This window comes from Paenibacillus faecalis (assembly GCF_900289175.1).
Classification (GTDB): domain Bacteria; phylum Bacillota; class Bacilli; order Paenibacillales; family Paenibacillaceae; genus Paenibacillus_AQ; species Paenibacillus_AQ faecalis.
The window spans coordinates 1075526-1101695 of the sequence record NZ_LT985747.1; the positions used below are offsets into that span (position 1 = coordinate 1075526).

Below are 26170 nucleotides of genomic sequence, written 5' to 3' on the forward strand. Positions count from 1 at the left end.
TCATGAAACAATCATGTGATATATATCATAGAGGTGATATAAAGATGCTCCACACTACGGTTGTCCACCGGACTTTGACTTTAACAACCAGTGCACCGCCTTCATGGTTTATGAACTCCATTGCATTTTGGGGATGGATCATGCTTGCGCTTATGTGCATCGGCGGATTTTTCATGTTCCGCAAATTTCTGAAAGTACTTCCTAAATCCGATGGTAAGTCCAAACTGGACTGGCAGAATTATTGGGTTGAGAAAAGCCGTTCGCTCTGGACAGAAGATTCCAAGCAGTTTCTGGATGAACTGGTAAGGCCGGTACCCGGTCCTTTCCGAGACATCGCCAAACACTCCATCGCTGCAGAAATCGGCAAGATCGCGGTGGAAGCCAGAGCCAAAGAGGTTACGCGGGATCACTGCATTAAAGGATATATCATAGCAACCCCAAAGCGTGATTATAAATTTCTAATAAGTTTTCTTCATAAAAAAGGCATCGATTATACACCTTACCAGCATTTAATTAATAAATAGGTTATATCGTTAGACTCGGTTATAAACAGTGCAAGCCGCTATCTCTTTTTTTTGACAAAATAATATCTGATTAAATACATGATTAATAATAAAAGGATTATAATTATCGCTATCCAAATAGGCAGGATCAAGGATGGAGCATATTCACCGATATAGTAAAAAATAAATGAGAGAATAATTAAAAGGAAAATGAACATAAACAAATATTTCATACCATATACCTCCATTAAGGGGAAGTCATTACTATATTATCTAACTAAAAGAACCAGTCGAAAATTCGACCAGTTCAAAAATAGCTCCGTTCTTTGAAGTTAGCACCAGACAATTCCGCGTTTAGCATGCTTGAAAAATTGTGATAAAATGGGTATTATAAGAGTATAATAACGGAAGGAACAAGGATGCTCCAACATCCTCACTCCTTAACAACAGCCGCTTTTAAGGGCGGTAAGCTGAAAAGTTTGCAAAAATAGACCGCAATCCTTTACCTAGGGCGGTCTATTTCTTTTGGTTGAAGGGGAGAGGATCAGCACAACCAATGTCGCAAATGAACTCATAAGCGTCAATGCTTGGTAACCCTTCACAGGCATCACCTCCCTTTCCGGGAGATTAGCCGATTCGCCCATATAGCCATTCTGTTATTGTGGAATATTATACCATAAAGGAAAGTGCGTTAGTAGAGCTCAAGACGCATGAAACGTATACTTCCCCCCGGCAATGAGGAAGGTGTCACCTTCCTGTAGCGGATATTCCTTGTACGGAACCATAGGCTCACCTTTCAAAATGGTTCCGTTTTTGGAACCCAGATCTTTGATCATAACCCTGCTTACACCAACCACTTTAAAAAAGCTTTTGGTGCAAAAACAGTAGCTTTTACCGCTTCATCTTGCATCATATCTCCCTTAGGTTGGTTTTCCTCCTTATAGTGAAATCATGAAAATAATAAAATGTCAGCACTAGGAATATAACTAAAATTAGGATTATTCCCAATCATTTCGTGTATTGTTTTCTCCGTATTAAGATCAATAAGCTTTAGACTTATTAAATCCTCTTTTTCCAGGTACTGACGAGTGATTAAATATTTTTGGCTAGCCCAGTAAATATCAGTACAGCTTCTAGATGAATAGATTAACTTATCACTTTTCAAACAATATAACTCATCTGAGTCATCTAATTTTTTTAAACCAAATATTTCATTCTCATCAAAAAACAATTTATAGTAAATGCTATTTACCAACACACACTCAGTTTTTTGCTGCTTAATTAAAGAGTAAGTAATGATCTCCGAGTTATCATCTAAGAAATTCCCTTTATATATTTTAAGGTTTGATCCCTGAATAACTAATTGGATTAATGCAGAATCTTCGTATATTTTCTGTATAATATATGATTCTTGTATTGGTTCACCCTTTTTAATATTATCGATAAAAATATCCAAAGGCATGACAACAACGCTTTGATTTTTTTCACCTTCAGACATGTTTGCTTTCTTTTGAGTCCATAATTGTTTTTTTTCCCAAGGCGCTATCCTTCCAGTTTCTATTATGATTTCCCTTTGATCCAAGCATTCAAAAACACTCAAATATGATAAATGCAATATACTATCATGCCGACCTATCATTTCAGGAACTGAATAACTTTTTTGATCCAATATATCTATCAAAATATACTCAGAAAAGCCCGATGAATTCAGTTTTGTGGAAGGGTTTAACTCAGGTTTGCCAAACAATAAATATCGTTCGTCAATACCAAACAACTCATATCTACAAATACTTGAATATTCTTCACTCTTCGCAAACATATCAACAATAGATAAGGTATATACTTTCTTCGACCTCATAACTTCACAATCGATTTGATAAATATTAATAATCGCCTCGTTTTTATTCCATTCCAAATTAGAGTAATATATATGTTTCTTTCCTTGTGATCGATGCAATCCATGTACTGGTTTCTCAAAAGGAAGCAGAGAAATACATTCTTTATTAACGTAATCATATTTTAAAGCCTCATAGGATGTACTATTGTCATGACTTGAATCTACAAGTTCATGAAAGATGTATATATAATTTTCGTCGTAAACACCTGTATCAATTAATCGACTATTTTCGTAATCTTGAATAATCTGTATCTCTGTCATGCTTCCCTAGCCACCCTTTATTGTTAAAATAAACATACCTCTCTATAAACTTTAAAGAGAGGTATGTTATCATGGAATATTATACCATAAAGGAAAGTGCATTAGTAGAGTTCAAGACGCATGAAACGTATACTTCCCCCCGGCAATGAGGAAGGTGTCACCTTCCTGCAGCGGATATTCCTTATACGGAACCATAGGCTCACCTTTCAAAATGGTTCCGTTCTTGGAACCCAGATCTTTGATCATATACCCTTCAGCTCCACGGGACACCTCCACATGCGCGCGGGAAGTGCCGACGATTTGAGATACATAGTGGCAAACCTCAGCCGATCGTCCAATAATAAAATGAGAGTGGCTCAGTTCCACTCGTTCCGGAACCCCGTCGCTGCTTACCCCAACCACTTTCAAAAAAGCTTTTGGTGCAAAAACAGCAGCTTTTACCGCTTCATCTTGCATCGTATCTCCCTTGGGTTGAAGAAGCACGGTCCCTCCGTCGCCAGCTGAAGATAGCACTTCCGTCCGGTTGGACAGCTGATTGTAATACTCTCCAGCAGACGGTATTTCCTCATTTTCTGTCTCCATTGTTCGATGTGCAAATGGCCCTGCCGACGGCTGCGGTCTTTCAAAGGCCACAGGTGCTGGTTTGGGCCATCTCCATTCTTCAGCGGGCTCAGCCTCATCATCATCCTTTGCTTTATCTCTCATCGTGAACCACTCGCTCAACTTATTGACTTGAAGGCGAGAACCTTTATGCTTTTGCCGTTTGGGAGGCTCCAGCTCCATGGAATCAAACATAGGAAATGAATCGGAATCATCTTCTGATAAATCAGTAGATTTTCCGAATTTCCCCTTCCAGCCCATGAAGGAAACGGCGCCAAGTACAGCTGTGCACCCAATCGATGCTGCCAGCATAACTCCACTTGGATTGTTCAAATATAAGAACCTCCAAACCACAGCCGTGGCGAGAAGACCTCCCAACAACCAATAGGTTTTGAACGATGATGATCCTTTGCTTTCGTCTGAATCTGAGTCCGGCTGCACATCCCACTCAAGCTCCGGCTGGTTTCTTGAAGGAAACGGCGAGTTTGATTTTCTTTCTATCGGCTCAGCCCTGCTGGCAATTCCCTGTTTCATGAAGGTGTTATTTGATATATCATGAGGCACACGGTGATTCAACGGATTTACAACAGCTCCGTTTCGTTGATGAGTTGATGGGTGACCCGTTAAATCTCTGCTGTTTTCCAAGCTCTTTTCATTGTCTCTGCTTAATGGAGTTATCCCCGCTTCACCGACTTTAGAAACCATATTCACTGAGTCCGTCTGGTAAACGTTCGAAGACACCTCTCGTTGTTCAGGGTGTCCCTGTCCCGCTTCATTCGCCAATAAATCAATAAGGAGGCGTTTCAGTCCATCCAGATTAAATCCCTCATCACTACAATAATTCATCATCGCCTGCACACCGTTACCTCTCAGCTCAGAGATAGAGGACATCAAGCGGGTAATTAATTCTTTGATCGAATTTTTGATCTGATCTGGAACAGCTTCAACCTTATCAAGCGGTACATAAGTCATGTACAGTTTTCCCAGATGAAGAGGTCCTTCAATAAACATATAACTTTCATCCAAAATATACTGCTCCGGCCGAAGCATATACATATATCCATCATTTAAAGCTGTAGTTATTTGAAGCAGAAGACCATAGAACTCCGTAAGCGACAGCTTTTCACTTTTCAGTGCTTGTGAAAGCATTTTCTTTCCCGTGATGTTGTACTCCAGCGTAATTCGTAAATCTACTTCCTTCGTATGCAGCGGTAAAAAATGGGGGATCCGGGAGGAGCGGATCATCCCGAGTTGAACCTGGCTGAGATGATTGGACAACAGACCTTCCGGTCGATCCAAAACCATAAAGGTTCCTCCATTTTGTACAAAATCTCGCCTCAAGCCGTACAATTTCATCCCTCCTGCAGCTTAATAATAAAAATAAGTAAAGATGACACCGGGCAAAACGGCAATCATGAAAGGAAATCTTAAATGCTCCTCCTGATGGCTTCTCCATGGAGATAGGTTTTTGAGTATAAATACGCCTGCAACGTTAATGACCAATCTTCTCAATCTTTTAAACGTTTCCCTGCGCCAAATTAAAATAAATAAACCAATAGCTCCAGCGAACAACACCGAGTAAACGATAGCTTGAAGCGTAAACCACAGCCCGCACCAAGCTCCTATCGCACCGAATAATTTAACGTCTCCAGCACCCACTGCGCCTATAAAATACATGACCAGCACGATCAGGAAGCCGACAGCCCATCCTTTGACAGAAAAAAGGATTCCTTCCCAGCCATTTGTTACTCCATGATAAGCCAAGCCTAATGCCATAGCAGGTACGGTAAGAAGATTTGATATTGTCATGGTACGAACATCGGTATAAAATGCTGCTGCCAAAAAAACTGCACAAAATGCATAGGCCATTTCCATGTCTCTGTCTCCCTCTTTCACTTGTAAACCGCTCTTACTGCCGCTCGATTACCGTAAACATCACTTCCATACGTTCCCCATCTGCCGTTTCAATTACGAGCGGCCAAGTGCCCGAGGTCGTATTAAAGCCTACATTCCATTCCCATTCGATATATCCGTTCGCATCAGCCGTCTTCCAGCCCAAATACTTGGCCGTGCTTTTTCCTGTTTTGTAATACACCGACAGATTTGCCGAAGCACCGGGCTGAAGTTTCACCCTAACCTTAGTCTGTTGGCTTGCAATGGCGGGATCCGGCTTCTCGAGCAGCTGAATGCCCCCGCTTTGTTCTGCGCCCCCATTTGTGCTGCTGCCTCCGCCTTCGCCGGTATCTCCAATCCACAGCCTTTCCTCAGATTTGGCCTGAAGCACAATCTTCTTATTTAAAAAAGGAACTCGAATCGGCAGATCATAGCTGACCTCGATTCCAAAGTACGGATGCTCGCCGCTCTTTAGATTGGGCACCGTAACATTCGATACATGAATACGGTCATAATCCAGAAAACCTTCAGGCATAAACGGCTTCAAGATCGGCTTGATCACAGGATCGAGCACCGCTTCTGCCGTTTGATTTTTAAACTGCTGAAGCGGTACGTCGCCTGCTACTGCAGCTTCTCTCACCCATTGGTCCAAAGGAGCGGGCAGTAAAGCACTGTACTGCGAAGCCCAATCCGTAAGAGACAGCTTCGGAATCTCCCAATGCGAGGCTTGCCCTGCCTGTCCTGTTGTTCCGCTCCCGCCGTTTTCCTTGTTAACTGCCAAATGAACTGGATATATGTGCGAGGAAACCGTCTTCACAGCATCTGCCACTGTATTCTGCAACGCCGTTGAAATGAGTGTCATCTGAACCATATAAATTAGAAAGATAACAAAAAACATGAACATCGGCAGTACAAGCGCTGCTTCTACAACCATACTGCCTTGTTCAGACGAAGGAACCTCCCGCCTCCTCTTCAGCCTCATCAACATCATTTTCTTCATGTATAAACTCCTAATAAGAAAAATCAGCTTTACGGGTTACCATGTAGCGATTACCCTCCACCCGGTCAGTACTGCTGCTAAACACAGTTCCGAGCGCTTTTGCAGCCCCGGGCAAGAACCAAAGCCGCATTCCTGTAACGATTTCGCCGGATGCATATGTCCCTCTCTCGGCTGGATTCACCCCCGTATTCAGCCGAATCAACGCCAGCATACGAGACATTTTTTTCTCGTTATTACTATGAATAAATAAGAACATCCTCAAATGATCCCTGTATGTTATTTCAACAGGTATGTACTTCGATAGCTGAACCGAGCCTGTCTTGCCAAGCTGGATCATATCCTCGATCGCCTTTTCAATACCGTACAAAATCGCTGCTGCTAGAATAAGCAGTGGGTTACCCATTTTGCTGTTCTCTACAAAGCCTTCCATCGTTCGTATGGCGAGTCTCGATGCAAACACCTCGGCATAGGCAGCTGCAACATTGCCTGCCGGATTATGAAAGCCGTACAATATGTACTCCACTTCCTGATTGCCTACGGCAAACTCCCCACTTACCGATGAAGGATTGGCAATGATTTCATCCACCTTGGTCATATCAAAATGCTGAAAATAATGAACTGCATACTCATTTTGATAAAGCTCATCTCTGATGCCTTCCAGCATATTGCCCATCGAGCCATAGGCGCTGTCCATCTCATTCATCGAAGTTTTCCCCGCCTCATAAGGGTCATTCCCAAGCGATGCTCCTTTCATGGGAGCTCCGCCAGCTCCACCCTGGCCTTCGTTAAACGCAAGACTCTCTTCGTAATAACGCTGCAGCTCTTGAAACTGCTTCATGACCTCACTGCCTTGTCCGCCCGATCGACTGATCGCATCAATGGCCTTGCTCGCCTCCTTCAGCTTCATCCGGGCTTTCTTCTCCGTTTCTTTTCGCTCTTTATCCGAAGAACGAAACTGCTCTAACATCGCTAGCTGGCGATCCAGTACATTATCACTCCCAGCCATGCTGTATTTCCGAAGATAATCTTGAAGGCTGCTGCTGGCACGAATTGTACTTCCTTTCATGCTGCTACTCCCCATGGAGGAGAGAAGCTCTGAAATTTTACTGTCAACCGAAATCCACATGTTTTTCTGGGCTTCGATCTCTCTGTTCAGCCCATTCATTAAATCATCCGAATGGATAAGCTTCTCCGCCTGCTGCCGGATCGACCTGATCATCTCAGCGTCACCAACACTTGAACCATCTGAACCCGGCGTGTTCATGCTGGTCACTTTATCGTATCCTTCCGTTCCAGAACGGTTTTCCGCATCTTTAATAACCTGTTTCATTTCTTCGTTTATTTTACGGGCTTTTTCCCACCGTTCCTTCGCTTCCTTCAACAACTTGTCATGTTCCTTGCGAGCCTTCTCCGCCTGACGAGATATCGAGCTGCTCAGGGAAGAAACTCCCGCCAGATAGGACTGAATCAGATCCGTATACTGTTTCTCTTCATCAGGCGGACGGGCAGCATCCTCCTCCGATTTAGCAACATAATCGTTATACTGTGCCGCTGCATCGGCAGCTGTACGAATGCTTCCCCCCAAATCAGTATCGACAATCGATGATCCCGGAGGGTCCATGATCAGCTTGGATAACGCTTCAGCACTTTTACCGGCTTTCCTCTGTTTCGCCAGCATTTCATCCAGTGCTTCTTCCCTTTCGTCATATAGCTTCCTCAGCTTTTTCAAAACATCCACCGTATTGGATGTCTCTTTCATTGACTGTGACATCGGTTTGAACTTGTTCACCAGTTCCAGCGTAAAATCAATGGGTGCTTTATATTTCATATCTTCTATAATCTGACGATTAAATATCTCATATTTCCCTAATGGGCGTTCCAGCATAAGGCCCGAGCTGTCAAGTTCCATCGGCAACAGATTAAAAGCATCACCTCTGTTTCCCGGACTCAAGCTAGCATTAAGCGTCTTGCCCATGATCAAATCACCGCTGCTATCTCCAAATGCATATAAACCGTATTGCTGCTGCAGCTCAGGATCATAAGAGGACATGACAGACCGAACCGATGCACGGGCTAATCGCTCACTCTGAACCTTCATCGCAGCTATTCGGGCGTAATCAATAAATACAGCAACGAATAAAAATACAAAAGACAGAGCGGTGATCAAAAAGATAGAGACAGAACCATCAGAAGCTCTCGCTCTACTGATTAACCTGTTGTTTTGGCTGCCCCGTTTCATCGCTATCATTGCCCCCTATACTTCTGAAGCACTTCGGAAGCTGTACCCGGATCGGTTCTGCTTCCTCCCGCTCCCTTAAATTTCGAGCCGTAATACCGCATAAGCTCTACGGTTCGGATAAACTCTACAGGATCCGCAACAACAGATTGTGAAGCGACCCGAAGATCCGTTCCCCCACCCATCACCTTTTCCAACGGGGAGATTGTTATAGGCCATGACAGTTCTGTACTTACTTTTCGAAAAAGTACTTTATTGTCATATGTCATCTCACCCTGCATCCCCTGGGGGACAGCAGAGGCTCCTTTGGACATTTTCACCTCAGGCAGGTCACCACCTTGGTTTCCTCCAGGGACCGTTACAACCGCGGCTGACCCGTCGCTTCCCAGACCAAATAACGAGCTGAGCAAATGATCATCCGTCAATCGCCAATACAGGGGATCATACAGCCCTTCCTCTACCGCTCCGTTAGCTGCATCCTTATGACTGTTATCCCATATAAAAGCTGTACGTTCCGAGGCAGCAGATGAAGCCTGAACAAGAAAGGATCTTTGATAAATGTATAGACAGAGAAACAAAAGCAACGCCGTCACGATGAGGACAATAGGAAGAACAAGGGTGGCTTCAATCGTGAAGCTCCCCTCATTATTCTTCCATAGCCGCCGCTTGTTACGAACTAATGAATTCATCTGATCTTTCGTTAACGTTCTTGAACAATTTCTCTACTAAACTTTTAAGTTGATCCTTAAATATGAGCGCAATGATCAAGATAACTACAATAATAAGGATCATCTCCAGCGTGCCGATTCCTCTCTCATCCTTCCAAAAAGATCTAACCTGATTACGAAGTATGGATAACATCTTCATCATCAATCCCTTCTACATATTCATCATCATAAAAGCCGGCGCGCCGACCAATACGATAACAACCATAAATATAACGACCATTGGAAATATCAGCTTGGACGATGCCTGTTCACCTCTCGTCCGGGCGATCGCCTTTCGTTTCTCCCATAACACTCTGGAAAGGTCTCGAAGAGCAAGAACAAAATCATTCCCTCCACGCCGGAAGTTCAGCAGAACCGTTGTCGTAAAGATCGACACCTCTTGTACAGCACAGCGCTTGCTAAACTGTTCAAACGCTTGTTGAAAAGAGTGCCCCCCTTCCCAATCATCAACCATTTTACGGAGCTCGATATACAATGGATGCTGCTTGTCACCTGCTCGTTCTGCGCAATGAATGATCGCTTTTTGAACGGTCTCTCCGGCCCCAACGAGCAAAATCATCTTGTTTAACAGTTCAGGAAGCTCAATGATAATATCCTGATCTCGAAGCTGCACTTTTTTACTCAGATCCTTGATCGTTGAAACCGGAAGAAGTATGCCCAGAAAGCCGCCCCCAAGAAGACCGACCCATTCGCCTGTTCCGATCGACAATAGACAGCCACCAATCAGAAACAACCAGCTATACGCCAGCGCATCCGCCAAAAAGAGTAGGCTCTTCTCCGCGCTATGGCGAAGGCCATGGATCTTCTGTATCGACCTCTGTATTCGGAAGAAGACAACAGGAAATCGAACGGGCATATTGCTCTTCTCCAGAATGAACAACAAGGGAGGCGTAAGCTTCGCCAGCCTGAGTCCTTCCATTGGCAGTCTGCTGAAGCGTCGGTACCGCTCTCCTCCCATTTGATTCAATACCACCCAGCCACCCGCCAGCAGAATCAAGAGAGCACCGCTTAGCCATACCAGCATTGGCTACACCTCCTACACCTTAATGTCCATCATCTTCGTAATCCACCAGAAGCATCCTCCAAGGACTAGAAGTGCAAAGGTAGAAATGATGTACCCTGCCGCACTGCCATACATCGGCTTCATATAATCCGAAGCCGATATGTTCATAAACAATAACAGCAAAAACGGAGCTGCTAACAGTGCTTTGGATTCAAATTTTTTCTGGGCGATCATAACTGAAATTTCCTGCTGGATATCGAGCTTCTCCCCGATCACAGAAGATGTCCGGCGTATAACCTCTACCAGATCCCCTCCGGTTCTTTTGCAAGTTGAAAATACGTCAGCAAAATTTGTTATATCATCCATACCAGCTCTGACGGCAAAATCCTGGAGCGCGGCTTCGACCGGCTCACCGAACTCCAACCGTGAAACAATGATCTTCAGTTCGAAAATGAGGTCATTTTGAGCACCCGGGTCCAGCAGCAGCAAATCTTCTACCGCGTCCCGAAAACCGTTCTCAACGGAACGCCCCGCCGACAGAGAAGAAGACAAAGAATAAAGAGCCTGCTTGAAGTGAAGCTTCAGCATCGCTCGTCTGCGATTCAGTAGATACTTTCTCCAAAATTTGGGTGCAATCAATCCGACAGCACTGAGTATGAATGACATGATCACATTTTGATAAAACAGATAGCCCACTCCAAAAAACAAAAGCACAGCCGCAGCAGTACACCTAAACCATTGTCCTTTCGACAAGTTATAAACCCTGTAATCCGGAAGGCTGTTTCTTGGCAAGCCCGATTGTGCAGCGCCTAGGTTACCTTTATCAGCCCCCTTTTGTTTTCGTTGGATCTTTCGCACTTCTCGGTTCATACCCACACGTTCGTTTGGTCTCATTTCATCACCTCAACGTTCTGAAGTGGCCACGTTGTAATCCCCGCCATTTGCAGCTTGTCGATATTGACCAGCGGATTGCCGCAAGGCTCAAGATTGCCAAGTACACGTCCCCCGGATTCGCCCGTTTCCCGGAACTTATACAGCGGATTGATCAGAACGTCATCTCCGTTCATCCCGATTACTTCACTGATTTCCGTGACGCGTCGTGAGCGGTCCCGCAGCCTGGAAAGATGAACAAAAATATCGATCGCCGAGCTGATCTGCTGCCTGACAACCGATACCGGCAGTTCAGCACCGCTTAATACCATCGTCTCCAATCGGCTGATCATATCCCGGGTACTGTTGCCGTGCCCGGTTGATAAGCTTCCATCATGTCCAGTGTTCATAGCCTGCAGCATATCCAGCGCTTCGCTTCCCCGCACTTCACCAACTACAATCCGGTTAGGCCTCATCCGAAGAGACGAACGAATTAAATCCCGGATCGATATTTCGCCCCGTCCTTCAGTGTTCGCATTTCTCGTCTCCAGTGACACAAGGTTGGGTACCGTCACAATCTTCAGTTCAGCTGAATCTTCAATCGTAATCACTCGCTCATCAGCCGGAATGAACTGGGACAATGCATTTAGAAAAGTGGTTTTCCCTGAGCCTGTTCCACCGCTTATAAAAATGTTGTATTTGCCGATCACTAGCGTCCGAAGCAAATCTGCCGCTTCACGGCTCAGCGCCTCTCTCTCCACCAAATTGTCCATCGTCATCGGAGATTCGGGAAATTTGCGGATCGTCATTGTCGGCCCCTTTAGCGCTATGGGCGGAAGGACTATGTTAACCCGCGATCCGTCTTTCAGACGGGCATCAACGATCGGCGTGGATTCATTGACGACCCGGTTCACCGTCCCTACGATCGTCTGAATAATATCTTCCAGCCTGGACTGGGATTCAAACTGAACCGACAGTCGTTTAACTTCACCTTCCTCTTCAATGAATATCTCCTTGTGACTGTTGATCATAATTTCTGTAATCGCGGGATTATCAACCAAGGGCTGAAGCACATCCAAGCCGCGAAAGGAATCAAACACCCTTCGCACCAACATCCGTCTTTCCGATGCAGTCAGCTCACTTAGCTCCTGCCGCGCCCACACCACCTCCTCGATATACAGCATCAGTTCACTATTTCCAACAGCTGCCGTAATATCCAATCCGGCGCGCACTTCATCACGTATTGAGAGAAACATTTCCTCATCCATAGGCGCGTCCCCCATTGCTTTCACCGGCAAGCCATCTACGCTCCCCTAGCAAATCACTGCATAGCTTCAAGATCTCCCTCTGAAAAATAGGAGAGCTTAGCAGCAGCTCTTCCTGCTGCACCTGCTTCCATGAAGGAATATAAGGCAATGCGCCATCTACCCTCATATCCTTGCGGGGAAGCGGATTTCCTAAACTGCCGGTATAGCGGTTAACAATAAACTTGCTTTTATTCATAATCTCCCTGAACCAATCCGGGTTCTCTTTCTCCAGATAATCCAGCCATGTACCGCTCTTGTGCATGCTGATCAGGTCATCTAGCAAAAGCCACAAAAGCCATTGGCAGTGATCCATGACCGCATCCAGACGTTCCCTAGACTGATTATCCGTATCAATGACGAGGACATCATACTCTCCACTCCCGGAGACCAGCTCGATCAATGCGCCCACATCCTCAGCCGTTATTTCCATCAGCTCTTTCAAATGATCACTCGGCTCGAATACATCACATTTCAAAGCCTCATGTGCCATGACATAAGGAGTATGAGTAAGCCCTGCTCTCCCGGCGTTTTCCTGTGAGGATTTAATGTCATAGAGCAGCCTTGAGAAGGTACCTTCTCTTCGGTAACCACCTGAAAACAAAGCGCTGCTGTTGATCGTCTCCAGATTCAAATAAAAAACCTTCCGGCCCATCATCCCCAGCTGCCTGGCTATGTTAACCGCCGCAGTTGTCCGGCCGCTCCCACCAAGTGCCGAAACAAGACCAATAATCTGGGTACTACCAGAGTAAGACTCGTTCTTTCCCAGCCGGTTTCCTCCGACATGACTTATCCATAAATCCAGCAGCTGAGGCAGAGGCTGATACTTCGCCGCCACCAGCCCATCGCCATCCAGACTCGGTTCTTCTCCCCCTTCAACAAGCACAATCCACGGTATGGTTGATTCCATTTCACTCAGCCATGCTTCCAGCATCTTTGTCTCACCTACAACTAGATCCGGTATGTCTCTATACTGCAGCAGTGCTTCAGTCCGGGTGAACGCCGTTACCTGAAGCTTCTTCACGTAATCACTTCCGTGTATATATTGAAGCAGCGGTTCAACATATCCGGAATCCTGTACAGCCAGCACAACCCTGAGCGGTAGCATGTTTTACAGATCCCTTCTTTCGCTCAGACAACAAAAAAAGCACCGTTCAAGCCGCATTAAAGCGATCTTTGAACGGTGCTTCCGTTGTCTTGTTATAATTTTACATAAGAATATCATAACTTGGAACAGTCAGCAAGCGATTTTTTATAAATCCAGTAAATCATCCGTCAACCCCTTGCCAAAAAGATGAAATACCGTCATAATGAATCCGACAGGAACAAACGTTCTTAGCAGGAACTCTATTTAGCGTCAACCTACATAGAAGCTCCTATCACCTGATGTATAGCATCTTAGCCAGGAGAGTGACAACTTGTGAAACGACGTATTTTACCGATCATTATTACAGGCCTGCTGTTATTGTCCGGCTGCAGCGACCCGCTGCTCACGCTGGATGACACTGCACTGTCGAAGCAATCAAACACAGAGGTTAGGACAGCATCATCAAACAATGCTCCGTCAGAATCCTCAAAAACCGATAATAAAGCCTATCCAACCGATGACCTTAACATCCCGCGAGTTCCAGTAGAACTTGTTAAATCAGTAGACGGAGACACGATTCATGTTCAATATGAAGGGAAAACGGAAAAGGTTCGTTTTTTGCTGGTAGATACACCGGAAACGAGTCATCCACGGCTCGGTGTACAGCCCTATGGCCCTGAAGCTAAAGCATTTACTAAAGATATTGTGGAAAATGCCGATACGCTTGAGCTTGAGTTCGATATCGGACCGAAACGGGATAAATACTCCAGACTGCTTGCGTATGTATACGCAGACGGTCAAATGGTTCAAGAACTTCTATTGGAACAAGGGCTTGCCCGGGTAGCTTATATTTACGAACCCAACGTGCGCTATGTCGATAAATTCAACGATCTTCAGCGAATCAGTCGCGATAAATCATTGGGGATTTGGAGTATCGAGAATTACGCGCAAGAAGATGGCTTTCATCCCGATGAGCAAAGCGATGGGAAGAAAAGTACTGCCGCAAGCACAAATTCCAATACCAACAAGCCTAAGAAGGGATGCAATATTAAAGGCAACATCAATTCCAAAGGTGAAAAGATATATCATACCACTGAATCCCCATATTACGACCAAACGAAGCAGGAGCAGTGGTTTTGCAGCGTAAAAGAAGCTGAACAAGCTGGTTTTCGTGCCCCGCGGTAACTTATCTGAAAGCCAGCTCTATTCAAGAAACCGACTCCGGATGTCTGGGGTCGGAATCATGCATGCCTCGTCTTTCCCGAACCAGCGATATCTGTTTTTGGCTACCCATTTATATATCAAATCTCGGAGCGGCCGCGGGATGATGATAAACCCATACAGCAATCTCCAAGGAAAAGAAAGTCGACGGATAATACGCAGGGCAGCCGCAGAACGAGTGTAGTACGTATTGTTTTCTACAACGACAACCGTTTCCATCGTTTCCTCAGGCAATCCGCCTTGCCGAAGCATATATCTTGCGATATCAGACTGAAGTGATGCAAACTTGAACAGACCCGCAGGATCACGCTCGATGATAAATTTTGTGAGCCCCTGGCACATATGACATACCCCATCGATCAGCACAATCACATGATGATCCTGTTTTCGCTTTGCGCCCATAAATCTCACCTTCCTGATACGGTCATATTATATCGACAGCTTCTTTCATTATCCCTATATACAAGAAGAAACGCTTCCTTATATCCTGCACAGGACGAAAAGCGTTTCTTCGAGAAATATTAAAATGTTTATACCCGAAACATAAAAATTCTAATATTTGCAGAAAAAGTACGGGAAAAACTCCCGTGCTCTATCCGAGCACCATTACTCTGCAGATGCTTTGTTAAACCAATCGCCGTCTTTCATCTGTTGATCAATATCAATGGAGTATTTCTCCATACAATTGCAGATAAAATCTTTACGGCAAACCGGACAAGGCGTTTTTCCGAGTCTGTTTACATAAGTCATTTTCCATTCTGGCAAACGACTATAAAACACTCGGCAGTCTGTTCCGTCAGCTAAACTGATAATGAACTCATAAAGTCCTTCTTTCTCATTGCTTCCGGCTTTGATCACGTTAGAAATCTGTGGTCTGTATGACACATCCATCACCCATCTATTAAGTTTCGGCTAAATCGCCTCGTACTTTTCTAGTACTTAGACATATTAAAAAATTTTAAAGGTGATGTCAACCAAAGAAGACATCCAGCACGGAGCCGAGCTGTCCACGCTTCTTGCCTTCTAATACATCCGGATTGAACACTTCCACATAACCGCAATTCATACAGGACACGAACAGATAATGATTATGCTGAATATCAAACATTTTGCTCAGGCCCGCCCCGGACATCGATACTTCTTTGGTTTCACAGTAGGTTCCCCCGCATTTAGAACATTCAAAGCGTTCATTTATCATTTCTTTAATATTCATTTTTTTGAGTATCCCCTTTCAGTACATCCATACATTACCTTACGGATGATGAGGGGTTACAGTTGCATGTTTTTAATAGTTAACGTGTAAAGCGGTCCCTTACAAACTGTAATCTTTACAGTTAGACCACATTCAACTCCACATCGATATTTCCACGTGTCGCTTTGGAATAAGGGCAAAATGCATTGGCCTTTTCCGCCAACTCCTCCGCCTTGCTGCGCTCGATTCCAGGCATTTTGATGTCCATCTTCACAGCTAATTTAAAGCCGTCTGCACTTTCATCTTTTCCGATCATTACCTGTGAATGAATCTCGACATTTTTAAGTTCCACGCCTTCTTGACGTGCAATATGAGCCAGGGCACTTTCATAGCACGCTCCATAACCAGCTGCAAACAGCTGCTCCGGATTCGTACCTTCACCGCCTGATCCGCCCAGTTCTTTCGGCATGCTCAAGCTGTGTTTTAAAGCCCCATCAGACGATTCGATCGCACCTGTACGACCTCCTGTTATCTTTACATCTGCTGTGTATAATGGTTGCATCTTTCGATCATCTCCTCTGTCTGAATTTATCCTTTCCCTATTGTCTTAAACATATGAGAAATTATGAAACGAAGGAGACTGATTTTCGATTTGCAAATTTGTATCGAGACTTCAATGCCGTAATAAAAAAACAACCCCTTGCACTACGCAAAAGGTTGTTAATCCGTGTATGATGCGGTAGAGAGGACTCGAACCTCCACGGGTATACACCCACTACCCCCTCAAGATAGCGTGTCTGCCATTCCACCACTACCGCATATAATAAGGGAATGTCTCTAAGAGAGAACATCCCCTATTATATAGATATTTGATCAATAAGTAAAGAGGAAATAACTTACTACCTCATTCGGTACGCGTTACATATGTAAAAATACAGCTGTATATCGTTATTTCCATTATCTTTTTTCGTCTGGATTTTTATCACGACATTTCCTGTATTCTGTAAACTCTAAATATTCCCGTAAAAAAACCTTCTCATCATCCGTCAAACTCGATGCCATAATCTGTTCAAGCGTCTCCTGTGTATCATTGGCCTCATAGTCTTCCTTTGCTTCCATCACGCCTTGCGAAGGTGAACCTCTCCCAATAATAAGCCAATCCAGACTCACTTCAAAATAGCCGGCAATCTCAATCAGTTTATTGGTGCTTGGGGTTGTCTTCCCTCTTTTCCAGTCACCAAAATTCCCTGTGCTGATCCCGAGGTTTTCACAAAATGCCTTTTTAGTCATCCCCCGGCTTTCAATGAGATGTTCGATTCGTTGGTAAATTGACTGCATGAAACAACCGCCTTTCCCAATCCTCTAAAAAATAAACACTTAATTAAGTGATTTTATACTTGATTAATGACTTAAATAAGTGTATAATAAGATGAATGTACGTCTAAATTATACCATCTCTTGATGCTTGTTGTCTCTTTTCCCAAGTATCTATACCAAGGGAGCGAGTAATTTGCGACAATCTTTATCCACACCTTGGAGTTGTGCAATTCATTTCCTAAAAACTGGACTGATGATCATTCGTCCGGATGGTACAATAGATCAAGTTAACGATTCATGGAGGCAGATGGCTTTAAAGATCGGGGCATCACCTCATTTTGAATGGACCGGAACCTCTTTTTTTGAAATGACACCTCAGATTTTTGGCAAATCCTCTGTAAGCGATTTTTGGATCACGATATATACGACCTCTTTGAAAAATGTATTAACAGGAAAAAATTCAAACTATACAGTGGAATATTCAGTAGACAGCAGCAGGAACACTACCTGGATCTTATGCGAAGCCCATTCCCTTACCCTAGAAAATGACGTCGCGCCTCATGGAATGATTGTTTCGTTTTCCGATATAACACGTTATAAGCAAAAAGAGCTTAACCTCGAACAGGCGCTTTCACACACTTGCTCATTTCATGGCCACGTACCCATCTGCGCTGTATGTAAGGATATACGAACGGCAGAAGTGTGGGAGCCAGTTGAAAGTTATCTGAAAAAACAGATACCGATTGAGTTCACTCATGATATTTGCCCAGGCTGTATTCGGAAGCTGTATCCTAAATATTCTTCCTTCTTGGACAAATGATCATGCAAATTTGAATTAAAAAAAGCCTTTGCTCATATGACGAACGAAGGCTTATATCTATCTTCTTTATCGGGTGATAAAACGGAACATGGGACTGATTAACGAAGGAATAACCGATACATGCCCTTCGTCCTCGATCACTTGCAGCATCGAGTGTATGCCTGTGGAAGACGCCTGCAGCAACGCATACAAATCTTTTGCATCTTTAACCATAGACGGCTTCTCTTCCGCTCCTACGACTATAAGCAGCTCTAGGCGCTTCTCCTGCTGCGCTTTAGCTTCCTCTCTGTCATTCCATACCTTGTAGAGAACATGGTTTTTCCACCAAACTGAAGGGCTTGCGGCAATATATCGCTGAAAAGTTCCAGGCCGGGTAAACAACGAATAAAGAGATAAAAATCCTCCTAGAGAATGACCGAATAATGACTGCTTTGAACGGTCAATAGCGTATCGCTCTTCCACTCTAGGTTTCAGTTCTTCCTCGATAAAGGTAAGGAACTCGTCAGCACCGCCGGTTTTCGGCCATGGTTCCCCGTTCGGACGAGCGGGCAATTCAGCTTCATCCGCATGAACCGTATAGTCATAAAAACGCTCATTGCTTACGATCGGATCATTCGAATCATAGCCGATTCCAACGATAAGCGCCGGTGAAATCCCATGTGGACGCCTGGATTGCAGCCTCATTGACTCAGCAAGAGTCCCAAATGAAGCGTTGGCATCCAACGAATACAATACAGGATATCCTTCTTCCGGTGGAGGATCTGCAGGCTTGGCAATATGAATACGGTACGAGCGTCCGGTACGATCTGACTTCATATCCCACACCTCAGTCCCTGGTATGCTGAATTCTCTTATGCTTTCTGCAGCAGGGTCCAGTGGGTCCTGTGGGTTCTGTACATCTCCACGCTTCTTAAACAGCCACTGAAGCGCCTCAGGGAACCGCTGAATCATAAACAAGTCATCATGTGTACCTTGGGGGTCGGCCACAAAACGAAGGGAATGTTCAGGCAGGCCCTTTTCTACAAACAATGAAGCTGCTGCTTTCGTATTGGGCACCATATGCTTCTGTACATTTTGCTTATATATCCCTTCGCACAAGCCTACGGACATAAACACCTTCAAGCGATTACTCAGACCCTCATGATCCTGAATGTAATCCATAACTCCCTCATACCAGAAAGATGTTGACAGCAGGCCGATAAGGCCAAAGGTTTCAGGGCGCCAATATCCGGCAAACAAAGAGATTAAACCGCCAAAAGAACCGCCGATGATCGCCGTATATTCCGCTTCTTTTTGTGTTCGATAATGATCATCTATGTAAGGTTTGAGTACATCCGCAACCTCATCCACGTATGCCTTCCCTTTGCCGCCAAAAGGGCTCCTATGAGGCAATAGTGATTCCGCAGGCCATGGCGTATATTCATCATTTCGGTTTAAAGTCGTGATGCCGACCAGAATCAGCTCATCAAGCTCACCTATCGTAAATAAATGCTCTAAATAATTTGAACACTCGGTAAAAAGATAGCCCCCGTCCTGGACATAAGCAACGGGATAACGCCGATCGGGTTGCTGTGTATATGAAGGCGGCAGATATAAAATAATTTCTCTTTGACCGACTTTAACATGTTCAAAATGCTTCATTTTCTCCCTCCTTATTTTTTCATTCGAATGAGCAAATAAACAAAATAGAGCACGCCGATAATGGATATCACAATACCGGCTGCCAGCTCGGCAGGTGCAAATATCGTTTTGCCATCTCCCACCCCATATTTTCATCAGGAAGCTCATAAATCGGGGCAATCTGCTGCAAATGCTCCTTTTCCCACACTTCTAAGTCCTGCGTGCAAATAATGAACTCGGGCTGAGATTGTTCAAACTTTTTCAGATTCGCTGTTTTGTTGTGATTTTGCCGAAATGCATTAAGGTGTACAGGGATATCCGGACCAAAGGAATGATAATAATCGCGAGACCACTTGGGATGCAGCGGAGCAGCGTACGGAATGACATTCAGCGTAATTAAATAACCTAACAGGGAGGTGGAGCCGTAGAGGGCGATCTTGTTCTTTCGTTTTTTTATGTAAGCTGAAGGAGAAAGGCCAAACTCTTTTTTAAACCTCATTTGAGAATGGTTATCATCATCATATAAATAACATATTGTTATTCACTTTGTCTATAAAAGCAACAGCTATTGGCCATCATGCTCCTGGGAAGTCAAAAAAAACCATAGCCGGTATGCACCGAACTATGGCTTTCCTGTATTTAAAGTTCATCTGTTATATCATCATGAGTTTCGTCGTTGACGCGCTCTGGCTTGACCGCCTTTGCGCCCTGCTTCTTCACGGCTCATCTTGCCGTCATTTCCATCATTTCGATTGCGGGCCTCCCCGCCTTTTTGCCCAATCTCTTGATAAAATTCTCTGTCATGGGAGTTCGAAGTTGCTTCTCCACCTTTACGACCGATGTTCTCGTAAAATTCTTGCCCGTGGGATTCGGATGTGGATTCTCCACCTTTTTGACCGATTTCCTGATAAAACTCTTTGCCATGGGATTCGGACGTGGATTCTCCGCCTTTCCGGCCGATCTCCTGATAAAATTCCTTATCGTGAGATTTAGAGGTTGCCTCGCCACCCTTACGGCCAATTTCCTGATAAAACTCTCGATCATGGTTCTTCGCAGTTGCTTCTCCACCTAAACGTCCTGCTTCTTCACGGCTCATTTTACCATTATTGTTTCTAGCCATTTTGAATCACTCCTTATAGGTTTTTGGGAAGTTGCTCGTCCACGGTATCATATTAACCGCTTGGCCTAATATGAAACATGAGCCGATTCTCAAATATGCAAAGAAGAAGCTAGCGATCAGGAAATAAATCCTGCATATATATGAAAAAAAGCCCCTGTAAAATACAGGAGCTTTTTAAGTATGCGGTAGAGAGGACTCGAACCTCCACGGGTATACACCCACTACCCCCTCAAGATAGCGTGTCTGCCATTCCACCACTACCGCATAGAAAGGTTTAAAATAAAAAAACTGGTGAGCCATGAAGGACTCGAACCTTCGACACCCTGATTAAAAGTCAGGTGCTCTACCAACTGAGCTAATGGCTCTCGATGACAATCATGTAGCTGCCATGAAAAAGTATGTTAGTATAGAAAGTATGACCCGTAGGGGATACTCTCTCTTCGTTCGAGACTGCGATGTATTCCTATCGATGCCTGTGCTCCGACGAACCTTAGGGGTTCTCATCCCCTGGAGCTAGTATAGAAAGTATGACCCGTAGGGGATTCGAACCCCTGTTACCTCCGTGAAAGGGAGGTGTCTTAACCCCTTGACCAACGGGCCATATTTATGACATCGCCGTGACGACAAGAATGAGTATAGCATAAACCTAAAAGCTATGACAAGCCTTTTTTATAAATTTATTTCAAAAAAATAAAAAAGCTAGGATTCACCTAAAAAACGGGTCTCAAGCATCTCCTCTATCACGGTATCTTCTTCACTTTTCAAATAATATGCTTTAGCATTCGGTCTGGAACTTACAACACGAAACATTTGCCCGTCTATAAAATGAATGGCTGCTCCATCATCCGCCGCATACCCCGCTTGAACACTGCCGTTGCGAATAAGTTCGTAATAAGAACTCTCACCATCGAAATGCGGACAATGGCTTCCTTTCAAAAGACCTAGGCCTTGCAATTTGTATAAAGATGCATTCACGGGATCTGTCACCCCCTCTTCAAACCAGCAAATAGAACCTGCACTTAAGCCTGTTAAGATCACACCCTGTTGATAAGCTGACTTAAGTACCTGATCAAGCCCCCATTCTCTCCAAAGTACGAGCATATTTCTTGTATTTCCCCCGCCGACATAAATAATGTCATGCTCAAAAATGTAGGATTCCAAATCCTTGAAATTAGGTTTAAATAGCGATAAGTGACTGGGGGTGCATGACAAGGTATTAAACGCTTTATAGAACCGTTCTACATAGTTGTCCTGATCACCACTAGCTGTAGGGATAAAACATACTTTTGGGGATTTCTTAGAAGATTGAGCCAACACATATTCATCCAATAACAGATTGTCCGGCTCCATGGAGAATCCTCCTCCACCCATCGCTATAATTTGTTTCATCATAAACTTGCCTCCTTTTTAGGGTTCTCATCCCTCTACAAAAAAAGCTCCCTTCACTTTCGTGCGGGAGCTTTAATGATGTATTACAGAACGGAGAGAGAGGGATACTCTCTCTTCGTTCGAGACTGCGACGCTATTCCTATCGAAGCGTATGCTCCGACGAACCCTTTTTAGGGTTCTCATCCCTTTACAAAAAAGCTCCCTTCACTTTCGTGTCGGGAGCTTTTGATGAAGTATTACAGAACGGAGAGAGAGGGATTCGAACCCTCGCACCGCTTACGCAGTCTAACCCCTTAGCAGAGGGTCCCCTTATAGCCACTTGGGTATCTCTCCAAAGCTGGCTCCCTGAACAGGGCTCGAACCTGTGACAACTCGATTAACAGTCGAGTGCTCTACCAACTGAGCTATCAGGGAACATTAGTTGCTTATTAATTTACCATGATTTATGCTTTCAGTCAAGTGACCGAAGAAGCAGACGACCGCCGCAACGGCCACATCGGTAACGTGTCGGGTCCATTTTTCGCTTGCGTTTATACTCTGTCCCACAATCGACACAGCGTAGCAAATAACGATACGGTTCCGGCTTTCGTTGTTTGTTTTTCGGCTTTACAATCGCTTTACAGAACCGGCTTCCCCCGACAGCCTGAAGCAGCCTTTTGAAATCAGAATCACGGTGTCTATAGCCCCGCCCTGCCAAATGCAGATGATAATGACACAGCTCATGCTTTATGATCTTCTCAACCTCTTCCCGTCCATAAACCTCAAGCTGATGCGGATTAATCTCTATATTATGGCTTTTCATAAAATATCGTCCGCCCGTGGTCGAAAGCCTGCGATTAAACGTAGCACGGTGTTTGAATGGCACTTGGAAGCTGTTTAAAGAAATCTCTTCTACCCAAGCCTGAAGCTCTTCATCGCTCATCTTATGCATTTTGTCTGATTCCCCTCCCTGTTTCCTATTCCTGTATTCGTCATATGAATCATGCAGCATACGACTTGAATTCTAACTTCCCTCTAAGCTACACTGTCAAGTAAGGTTGATGCAAATGAACGGTTTTGTCAAGCGGCCAGAATCTAGTTTGCAACGATATTTGAAAGCAGGAATGGATGAAGGGAGAACTCGCAATCATGTCAAACATGCGTTATGTCATTTTGCAGTTAAACGATCAACTACAGTACGTGGAAATGCCTTCGGACTACGCCTACCAGCTTAGCGCGCTCAATCTCAGGCTTAATAAGGAGGTCAGCAAGCTGACTGTACCGGACAAACCGGTGCTGCCCATCGCCGTAGCTGAATGTGACAATCTGGATTTGCTGCAGGAATCTGCGCAAACGATCAGCGGCCTTGACTATATCAATGAATTGGAGAGCTCCTTTGCCTCCCTGGATGAGACCGAGTACCCACTCATATCTTTGCTCACTGAAATTCGTGCTCTTCAGGCACAACTGGAGCAGTGGTATGAGGAAGAGGCAGTATAAGAAGAAATTTTAAAAACTCAGTAGACCTGCACGATTTGGGTGTTTCCCCCATATGCTATCCATACAGACAGATCGCAAGAGGAGGAGATACCCTTGCCGCAATGGCTCTGCAATCAACTGACTCGTGCCTTTCGCAAAAAGGACAGACGCCAGATCAAACTATTGAACGAGTGCTGGTTCTTTTACCGAAAATCCCCAGGTGAGAGCCCGGATACGTAATTAACGGGTGCGCACGATCATATTTATTCCAGAAAGCGAACAAGCCAGACCTAAAGGTCCGGCTTGTTTTGGTATGTGCTGCTCATTTTATTGATCCTTGGGCTTACGCATGGTTAAACCGACACGGCCTTTTTTCAAATCGACATTCAGTACCCATACCGTCACATTGTCACCGACCGATACAACATCCATCGGATGCTTGACATACCCGTCGCTGAGCTGTGAAATATGAACCAGCCCATCACTCTTAATGCCGATATCCACAAATGCGCCAAAATCAATTACATTTCGAACAGTCCCTTGAAGCTCCATACCTGGCATCAGATCCTCAATCTTCAGCACATCTGTGCGGAAGATCGGCAGCGGCAGCTCTTCCCGCGGATCACGCCCCGGACGCTGCAAGCTGTCCACTATATCGCGAAGTGTCGGTACGCCAACATCCAGCCTCGCAGCCAGGTTATCCACGGACTGAACATCCAGCAGCTCAGTTAGTTCTCTTGTTCCAACCTTGTCTGCGCTAACGCCCAGTTCTTTGAACAACCGATCCACAACAGGATAGGATTCAGGGTGAATCGGCGTACGATCCAATGTGCTTTCCCCGTCGGAAATACGCATAAAGCCTACGCATTGCTCAAAGGTTTTGGCTCCAAGACGAGGCACTTTCTGAAGTTGCTTTCGATTCACAAACTTCCCGTTCTCTTCTCTGAATTTCACAATGTTCTTGGCGATGGTTGCATTAATCCCCGCCACATAAGACAAGAGCGATGGAGAAGCCGTATTGACGTCAACGCCGACATGGTTAACCGCCGACTCCACGACAATCTTCAAGCTTTCTTCCAACCGTTTTTGCGATACGTCGTGTTGATATTGCCCTACGCCGATCGATTTCGGATCAATCTTCACCAGCTCGGCAAGCGGGTCCTGAACACGCCGGGCAATAGAGACTGCACTACGCTCTGCCACATCAAGATCAGGAAATTCCCCCTGAGCCAGCTTGGAAGCCGAGTAAACACTGGCACCTGCTTCATTGACGATCAGATACGCCAGCTCTGTATCTTTTAAATCAGCAATGACTTCAGCAACGAACTGCTCCGTCTCCCTAGAGCCTGTACCGTTGCCGATCACAATCAGCTGAATTCCATACTTGTTAATAAGCTCTTTAAAAACAACAGCCGCTTCCTGTTTTTTATTGTTCGGCGGTGTTGGATACGTAACAGCCACTTCAAGCAGTTTTCCAGTTTCATCTACAACGGCCAGCTTACAGCCCGTCCGGTATGCCGGGTCAACACCCAGCACGCAGCGTCCCTTAACCGGCGGTTGCAACAAAAGACTCCGCAAATTCCCTGAAAAAATAGAGATCGCTTGATTTTCGCCTTTTTCCGTCAGCTCGCCGCGGACCTCCCGCTCAATGGAAGGAGCGATCAGACGCTTGTAAGCATCCTCGATCACCGCCTGCAACATATCGGATACGATAGATGTTCCTTTTAACACCTGCTTGCCGATATAATTATAAATCGACTCCGGAGGAACCTCCAAGCCAACTTTGAGAATGTTCTCACGTTCCCCCCGATTAATGGCCAAAATGCGATGAGGCGGCATTTTCTTGGCCAGTTCACGATATTCGTAATAATTCTCGTAGACGGACTCCGCTTCCTTATCTTTAGCTTCCGAGGTTAAAATGCCATGATCCAGCGTGTAGCGCCGTACCCATGAACGAATGGCGGCATCATCAGCAATATTCTCCGCTATAATGTCCATTGCGCCTTGCAGCGCTTCTTCTGCCGTGGTTACTCCTTTTTCTTCATCCACATATTTCGAAGCTTCTGCAAGAGCATCCCCTTGCTTCGGCTGATCCCAGATCCAAGAGGCCAGAGGCTCCAGCCCCTTCTCCTTTGCCACACTAGCGCGTGTCTTCCGTTTTTGCTTGTACGGTCGGTACAAGTCCTCTACTTCCTGAAGTTTCACCGCTTGTACAATGGATAATTGGAGCTCGTCTGTCAGTTTGCCTTGTTCCTCAATAATCCGGATGACCTCTCGCTTACGAACCTCCAAATTACGTAAGTAATTGGTGCGGTCCTCGATGTCCCGCAGGCGGACTTCATCCAGTTCACCTGTCATTTCTTTACGGTATCGTGCGATAAAAGGTATGGTATTTCCTTCATCCAGCAGTTCAACGGTTGTACGAACCTGTTTGACTGACAACTGAAGCTCCTTGGCAACCTGTTTGACGATCCTCTCGTTTACTTCTTGGCGGATCTGTTCTTCATTCACTTCCACGACAGCTTCTAATTCAGACAATATTGATCCCTCTTCTCTTCAAAAAAACTATACAGCCATTATCCCAAATCTCCGCCTGCATTTCCAGCTTGCCTGATTCGAGCTCCATTTAAGTAAACCTTAATGTTTATTTC

At 44.9% G+C, this 26170-nt stretch carries 26 protein-coding genes, 6 tRNA genes and 2 pseudogenes; 4 read left to right on the forward strand and 30 right to left on the reverse strand.

The annotated features are described in order from the left end of the window. Window positions 1-44 precede the first annotated feature (44 nt). Window positions 45-524 (forward strand): DUF2621 domain-containing protein, encoded by a 480-nt coding sequence (locus C8268_RS05215; RefSeq protein WP_106766702.1) that lies wholly within the window; start codon window positions 45-47, stop codon window positions 522-524. 680 nt (window positions 525-1204) lie between these two features. On the opposite strand, the pseudogene C8268_RS05220 reads toward C8268_RS05215, so the two are convergent. From C8268_RS05220 to C8268_RS05275, 12 genes and pseudogenes are all read right to left on the reverse strand, one after another. After that, window positions 1205-1339: pseudogene (locus C8268_RS05220) on the reverse strand (FHA domain-containing protein); the annotation flags it as partial. A gap of 113 nt (window positions 1340-1452) precedes the next feature. Beyond that, entirely contained in the window at window positions 1453-2661 is a 1209-nt protein-coding gene (locus C8268_RS05225; RefSeq protein ID WP_106766704.1) for a hypothetical protein, read from the reverse strand. A gap of 111 nt (window positions 2662-2772) precedes the next feature. Beyond that, entirely contained in the window at window positions 2773-4566 is a 1794-nt protein-coding gene (locus C8268_RS05230; protein WP_158702680.1) for a DUF6382 domain-containing protein, read from the reverse strand. Between the two features lie 63 nt (window positions 4567-4629). Continuing rightward, a complete protein-coding gene (locus C8268_RS05235) occupies window positions 4630-5136 on the reverse strand; it encodes an A24 family peptidase (RefSeq protein ID WP_106766706.1) in 507 nt (168 codons plus the stop codon). 34 nt (window positions 5137-5170) lie between these two features. Then, entirely contained in the window at window positions 5171-6154 is a 984-nt protein-coding gene (locus C8268_RS05240) for a TadE/TadG family type IV pilus assembly protein (protein ID WP_234032674.1), read from the reverse strand. Between the two features lie 10 nt (window positions 6155-6164). Beyond that, window positions 6165-8393, reverse strand: coding sequence for a TadE/TadG family type IV pilus assembly protein (locus C8268_RS05245; RefSeq protein WP_106766707.1), 2229 nt, complete (start codon window positions 8391-8393; stop codon window positions 6165-6167). Between the two features lie 5 nt (window positions 8394-8398). Beyond that, a complete protein-coding gene (locus tag C8268_RS05250) occupies window positions 8399-9079 on the reverse strand; it encodes a TadE family protein (protein ID WP_106766708.1) in 681 nt (226 codons plus the stop codon). After that, a complete protein-coding gene (locus C8268_RS05255; RefSeq protein ID WP_106766709.1) occupies window positions 9060-9260 on the reverse strand; it encodes a Flp1 family type IVb pilin in 201 nt (66 codons plus the stop codon). Before C8268_RS05255 ends, C8268_RS05250 begins: the two co-directional genes overlap by 20 nt. A 9-nt stretch (window positions 9261-9269) precedes the next feature. Continuing rightward, complete coding sequence (locus tag C8268_RS05260; RefSeq protein WP_106766710.1) at window positions 9270-10142, reverse strand: type II secretion system F family protein; 873 nt, start codon at window positions 10140-10142, stop codon at window positions 9270-9272. 12 nt (window positions 10143-10154) lie between these two features. Beyond that, window positions 10155-11015, reverse strand: a complete 861-nt coding sequence (locus tag C8268_RS05265; protein ID WP_234032675.1) for a type II secretion system F family protein — start codon at window positions 11013-11015, stop codon at window positions 10155-10157. Next, complete coding sequence (locus C8268_RS05270; protein ID WP_106766711.1) at window positions 11012-12259, reverse strand: TadA family conjugal transfer-associated ATPase; 1248 nt, start codon at window positions 12257-12259, stop codon at window positions 11012-11014. The genes C8268_RS05265 and C8268_RS05270 overlap by 4 nt, the downstream gene beginning before the upstream one ends. Continuing rightward, window positions 12252-13403 (reverse strand): P-loop NTPase family protein, encoded by a 1152-nt coding sequence (locus C8268_RS05275; RefSeq protein ID WP_106766712.1) that lies wholly within the window; start codon window positions 13401-13403, stop codon window positions 12252-12254. The genes C8268_RS05270 and C8268_RS05275 overlap by 8 nt, the downstream gene beginning before the upstream one ends. Window positions 13404-13715: 312 nt before the next feature. Between C8268_RS05275 and C8268_RS05280 the strand changes: the two genes are divergently transcribed. Then, the gene (locus C8268_RS05280; protein ID WP_106766713.1) at window positions 13716-14567 is read left to right on the forward strand and encodes a thermonuclease family protein; all 852 of its coding nucleotides are present in this window, start codon (window positions 13716-13718) and stop codon (window positions 14565-14567) included. Window positions 14568-14585: 18 nt separating this feature from the next. On the opposite strand, the gene C8268_RS05285 is transcribed toward C8268_RS05280, so the two are convergent. The 17 genes and pseudogenes from C8268_RS05285 to C8268_RS05360 form a co-directional block, all read right to left on the reverse strand. Continuing rightward, window positions 14586-15005: a thiol-disulfide oxidoreductase DCC family protein gene (locus tag C8268_RS05285; protein WP_106766714.1), complete on the reverse strand. Its 420-nt coding sequence runs from the start codon at window positions 15003-15005 to the stop codon at window positions 14586-14588. 204 nt (window positions 15006-15209) lie between these two features. Beyond that, window positions 15210-15488 (reverse strand): hypothetical protein, encoded by a 279-nt coding sequence (locus C8268_RS05290; protein ID WP_106766715.1) that lies wholly within the window; start codon window positions 15486-15488, stop codon window positions 15210-15212. A gap of 85 nt (window positions 15489-15573) precedes the next feature. Then, window positions 15574-15816 carry a zinc ribbon domain-containing protein gene (locus tag C8268_RS05295; protein WP_106766716.1) on the reverse strand — a complete coding sequence of 81 codons (243 nt, stop codon included), beginning with the start codon at window positions 15814-15816 and terminating at the stop codon, window positions 15574-15576. Window positions 15817-15937: 121 nt separating this feature from the next. Beyond that, the gene (locus tag C8268_RS05300; protein WP_106766717.1) at window positions 15938-16357 is read right to left on the reverse strand and encodes an organic hydroperoxide resistance protein; all 420 of its coding nucleotides are present in this window, start codon (window positions 16355-16357) and stop codon (window positions 15938-15940) included. Window positions 16358-16530: 173 nt separating this feature from the next. Then, a tRNA-Leu gene (locus C8268_RS05305) sits at window positions 16531-16613 on the reverse strand. A 139-nt stretch (window positions 16614-16752) separates the two neighbouring features. After that, entirely contained in the window at window positions 16753-17133 is a 381-nt protein-coding gene (locus C8268_RS05310) for a helix-turn-helix domain-containing protein (protein ID WP_106766718.1), read from the reverse strand. Window positions 17134-17998: 865 nt separating this feature from the next. Continuing rightward, window positions 17999-19573 carry an alpha/beta hydrolase gene (locus tag C8268_RS05320; RefSeq protein WP_106766720.1) on the reverse strand — a complete coding sequence of 525 codons (1575 nt, stop codon included), beginning with the start codon at window positions 19571-19573 and terminating at the stop codon, window positions 17999-18001. An 11-nt stretch (window positions 19574-19584) separates the two neighbouring features. Then, window positions 19585-19695: pseudogene (locus C8268_RS23495) on the reverse strand (iron ABC transporter permease); the annotation flags it as partial. Continuing rightward, window positions 19641-20051: a hypothetical protein gene (locus C8268_RS22615; protein ID WP_158702681.1), complete on the reverse strand. Its 411-nt coding sequence runs from the start codon at window positions 20049-20051 to the stop codon at window positions 19641-19643. The gene C8268_RS22615 and the pseudogene C8268_RS23495, both read right to left, overlap by 55 nt. Window positions 20052-20213: 162 nt before the next feature. Beyond that, on the reverse strand, window positions 20214-20672 hold the full coding sequence (locus C8268_RS05325) for a KGG domain-containing protein (protein ID WP_106766721.1): 459 nt from the start codon (window positions 20670-20672) through the stop codon (window positions 20214-20216). A gap of 181 nt (window positions 20673-20853) precedes the next feature. Next, window positions 20854-20936 (reverse strand) — tRNA-Leu (locus C8268_RS05330). A 25-nt stretch (window positions 20937-20961) separates the two neighbouring features. Beyond that, window positions 20962-21037: transfer RNA gene (locus C8268_RS05335), tRNA-Lys, on the reverse strand. Between the two features lie 163 nt (window positions 21038-21200). Further along, window positions 21201-21272, reverse strand: a tRNA-Glu gene (locus C8268_RS05340). A 99-nt stretch (window positions 21273-21371) separates the two neighbouring features. Then, a complete protein-coding gene (locus tag C8268_RS05345; RefSeq protein WP_106769846.1) occupies window positions 21372-22061 on the reverse strand; it encodes a Type 1 glutamine amidotransferase-like domain-containing protein in 690 nt (229 codons plus the stop codon). Between the two features lie 244 nt (window positions 22062-22305). Beyond that, window positions 22306-22394: transfer RNA gene (locus C8268_RS05350), tRNA-Ser, on the reverse strand. Between the two features lie 5 nt (window positions 22395-22399). Next, window positions 22400-22475: transfer RNA gene (locus tag C8268_RS05355), tRNA-Asn, on the reverse strand. 37 nt (window positions 22476-22512) lie between these two features. Beyond that, window positions 22513-22983: a SprT family protein gene (locus C8268_RS05360; RefSeq protein ID WP_106769847.1), complete on the reverse strand. Its 471-nt coding sequence runs from the start codon at window positions 22981-22983 to the stop codon at window positions 22513-22515. Window positions 22984-23189: 206 nt separating this feature from the next. On the opposite strand from C8268_RS05360, the gene C8268_RS05365 reads away from it, so the two are divergent. Together C8268_RS05365 and cmpA are read left to right on the forward strand one after the other, a co-directional pair. After that, window positions 23190-23540, forward strand: a complete 351-nt coding sequence (locus tag C8268_RS05365; protein ID WP_106766722.1) for a hydrolase/acyltransferase — start codon at window positions 23190-23192, stop codon at window positions 23538-23540. Window positions 23541-23633: 93 nt separating this feature from the next. Further along, window positions 23634-23759, forward strand: coding sequence for a cortex morphogenetic protein CmpA (gene cmpA / locus C8268_RS05370; protein WP_106766723.1), 126 nt, complete (start codon window positions 23634-23636; stop codon window positions 23757-23759). A gap of 87 nt (window positions 23760-23846) precedes the next feature. Here the strand turns inward: cmpA and C8268_RS05375 are convergent, their stop codons facing one another. Continuing rightward, the gene (locus C8268_RS05375; protein ID WP_106766724.1) at window positions 23847-26057 is read right to left on the reverse strand and encodes a Tex family protein; all 2211 of its coding nucleotides are present in this window, start codon (window positions 26055-26057) and stop codon (window positions 23847-23849) included. Window positions 26058-26170 lie beyond the last annotated feature (113 nt).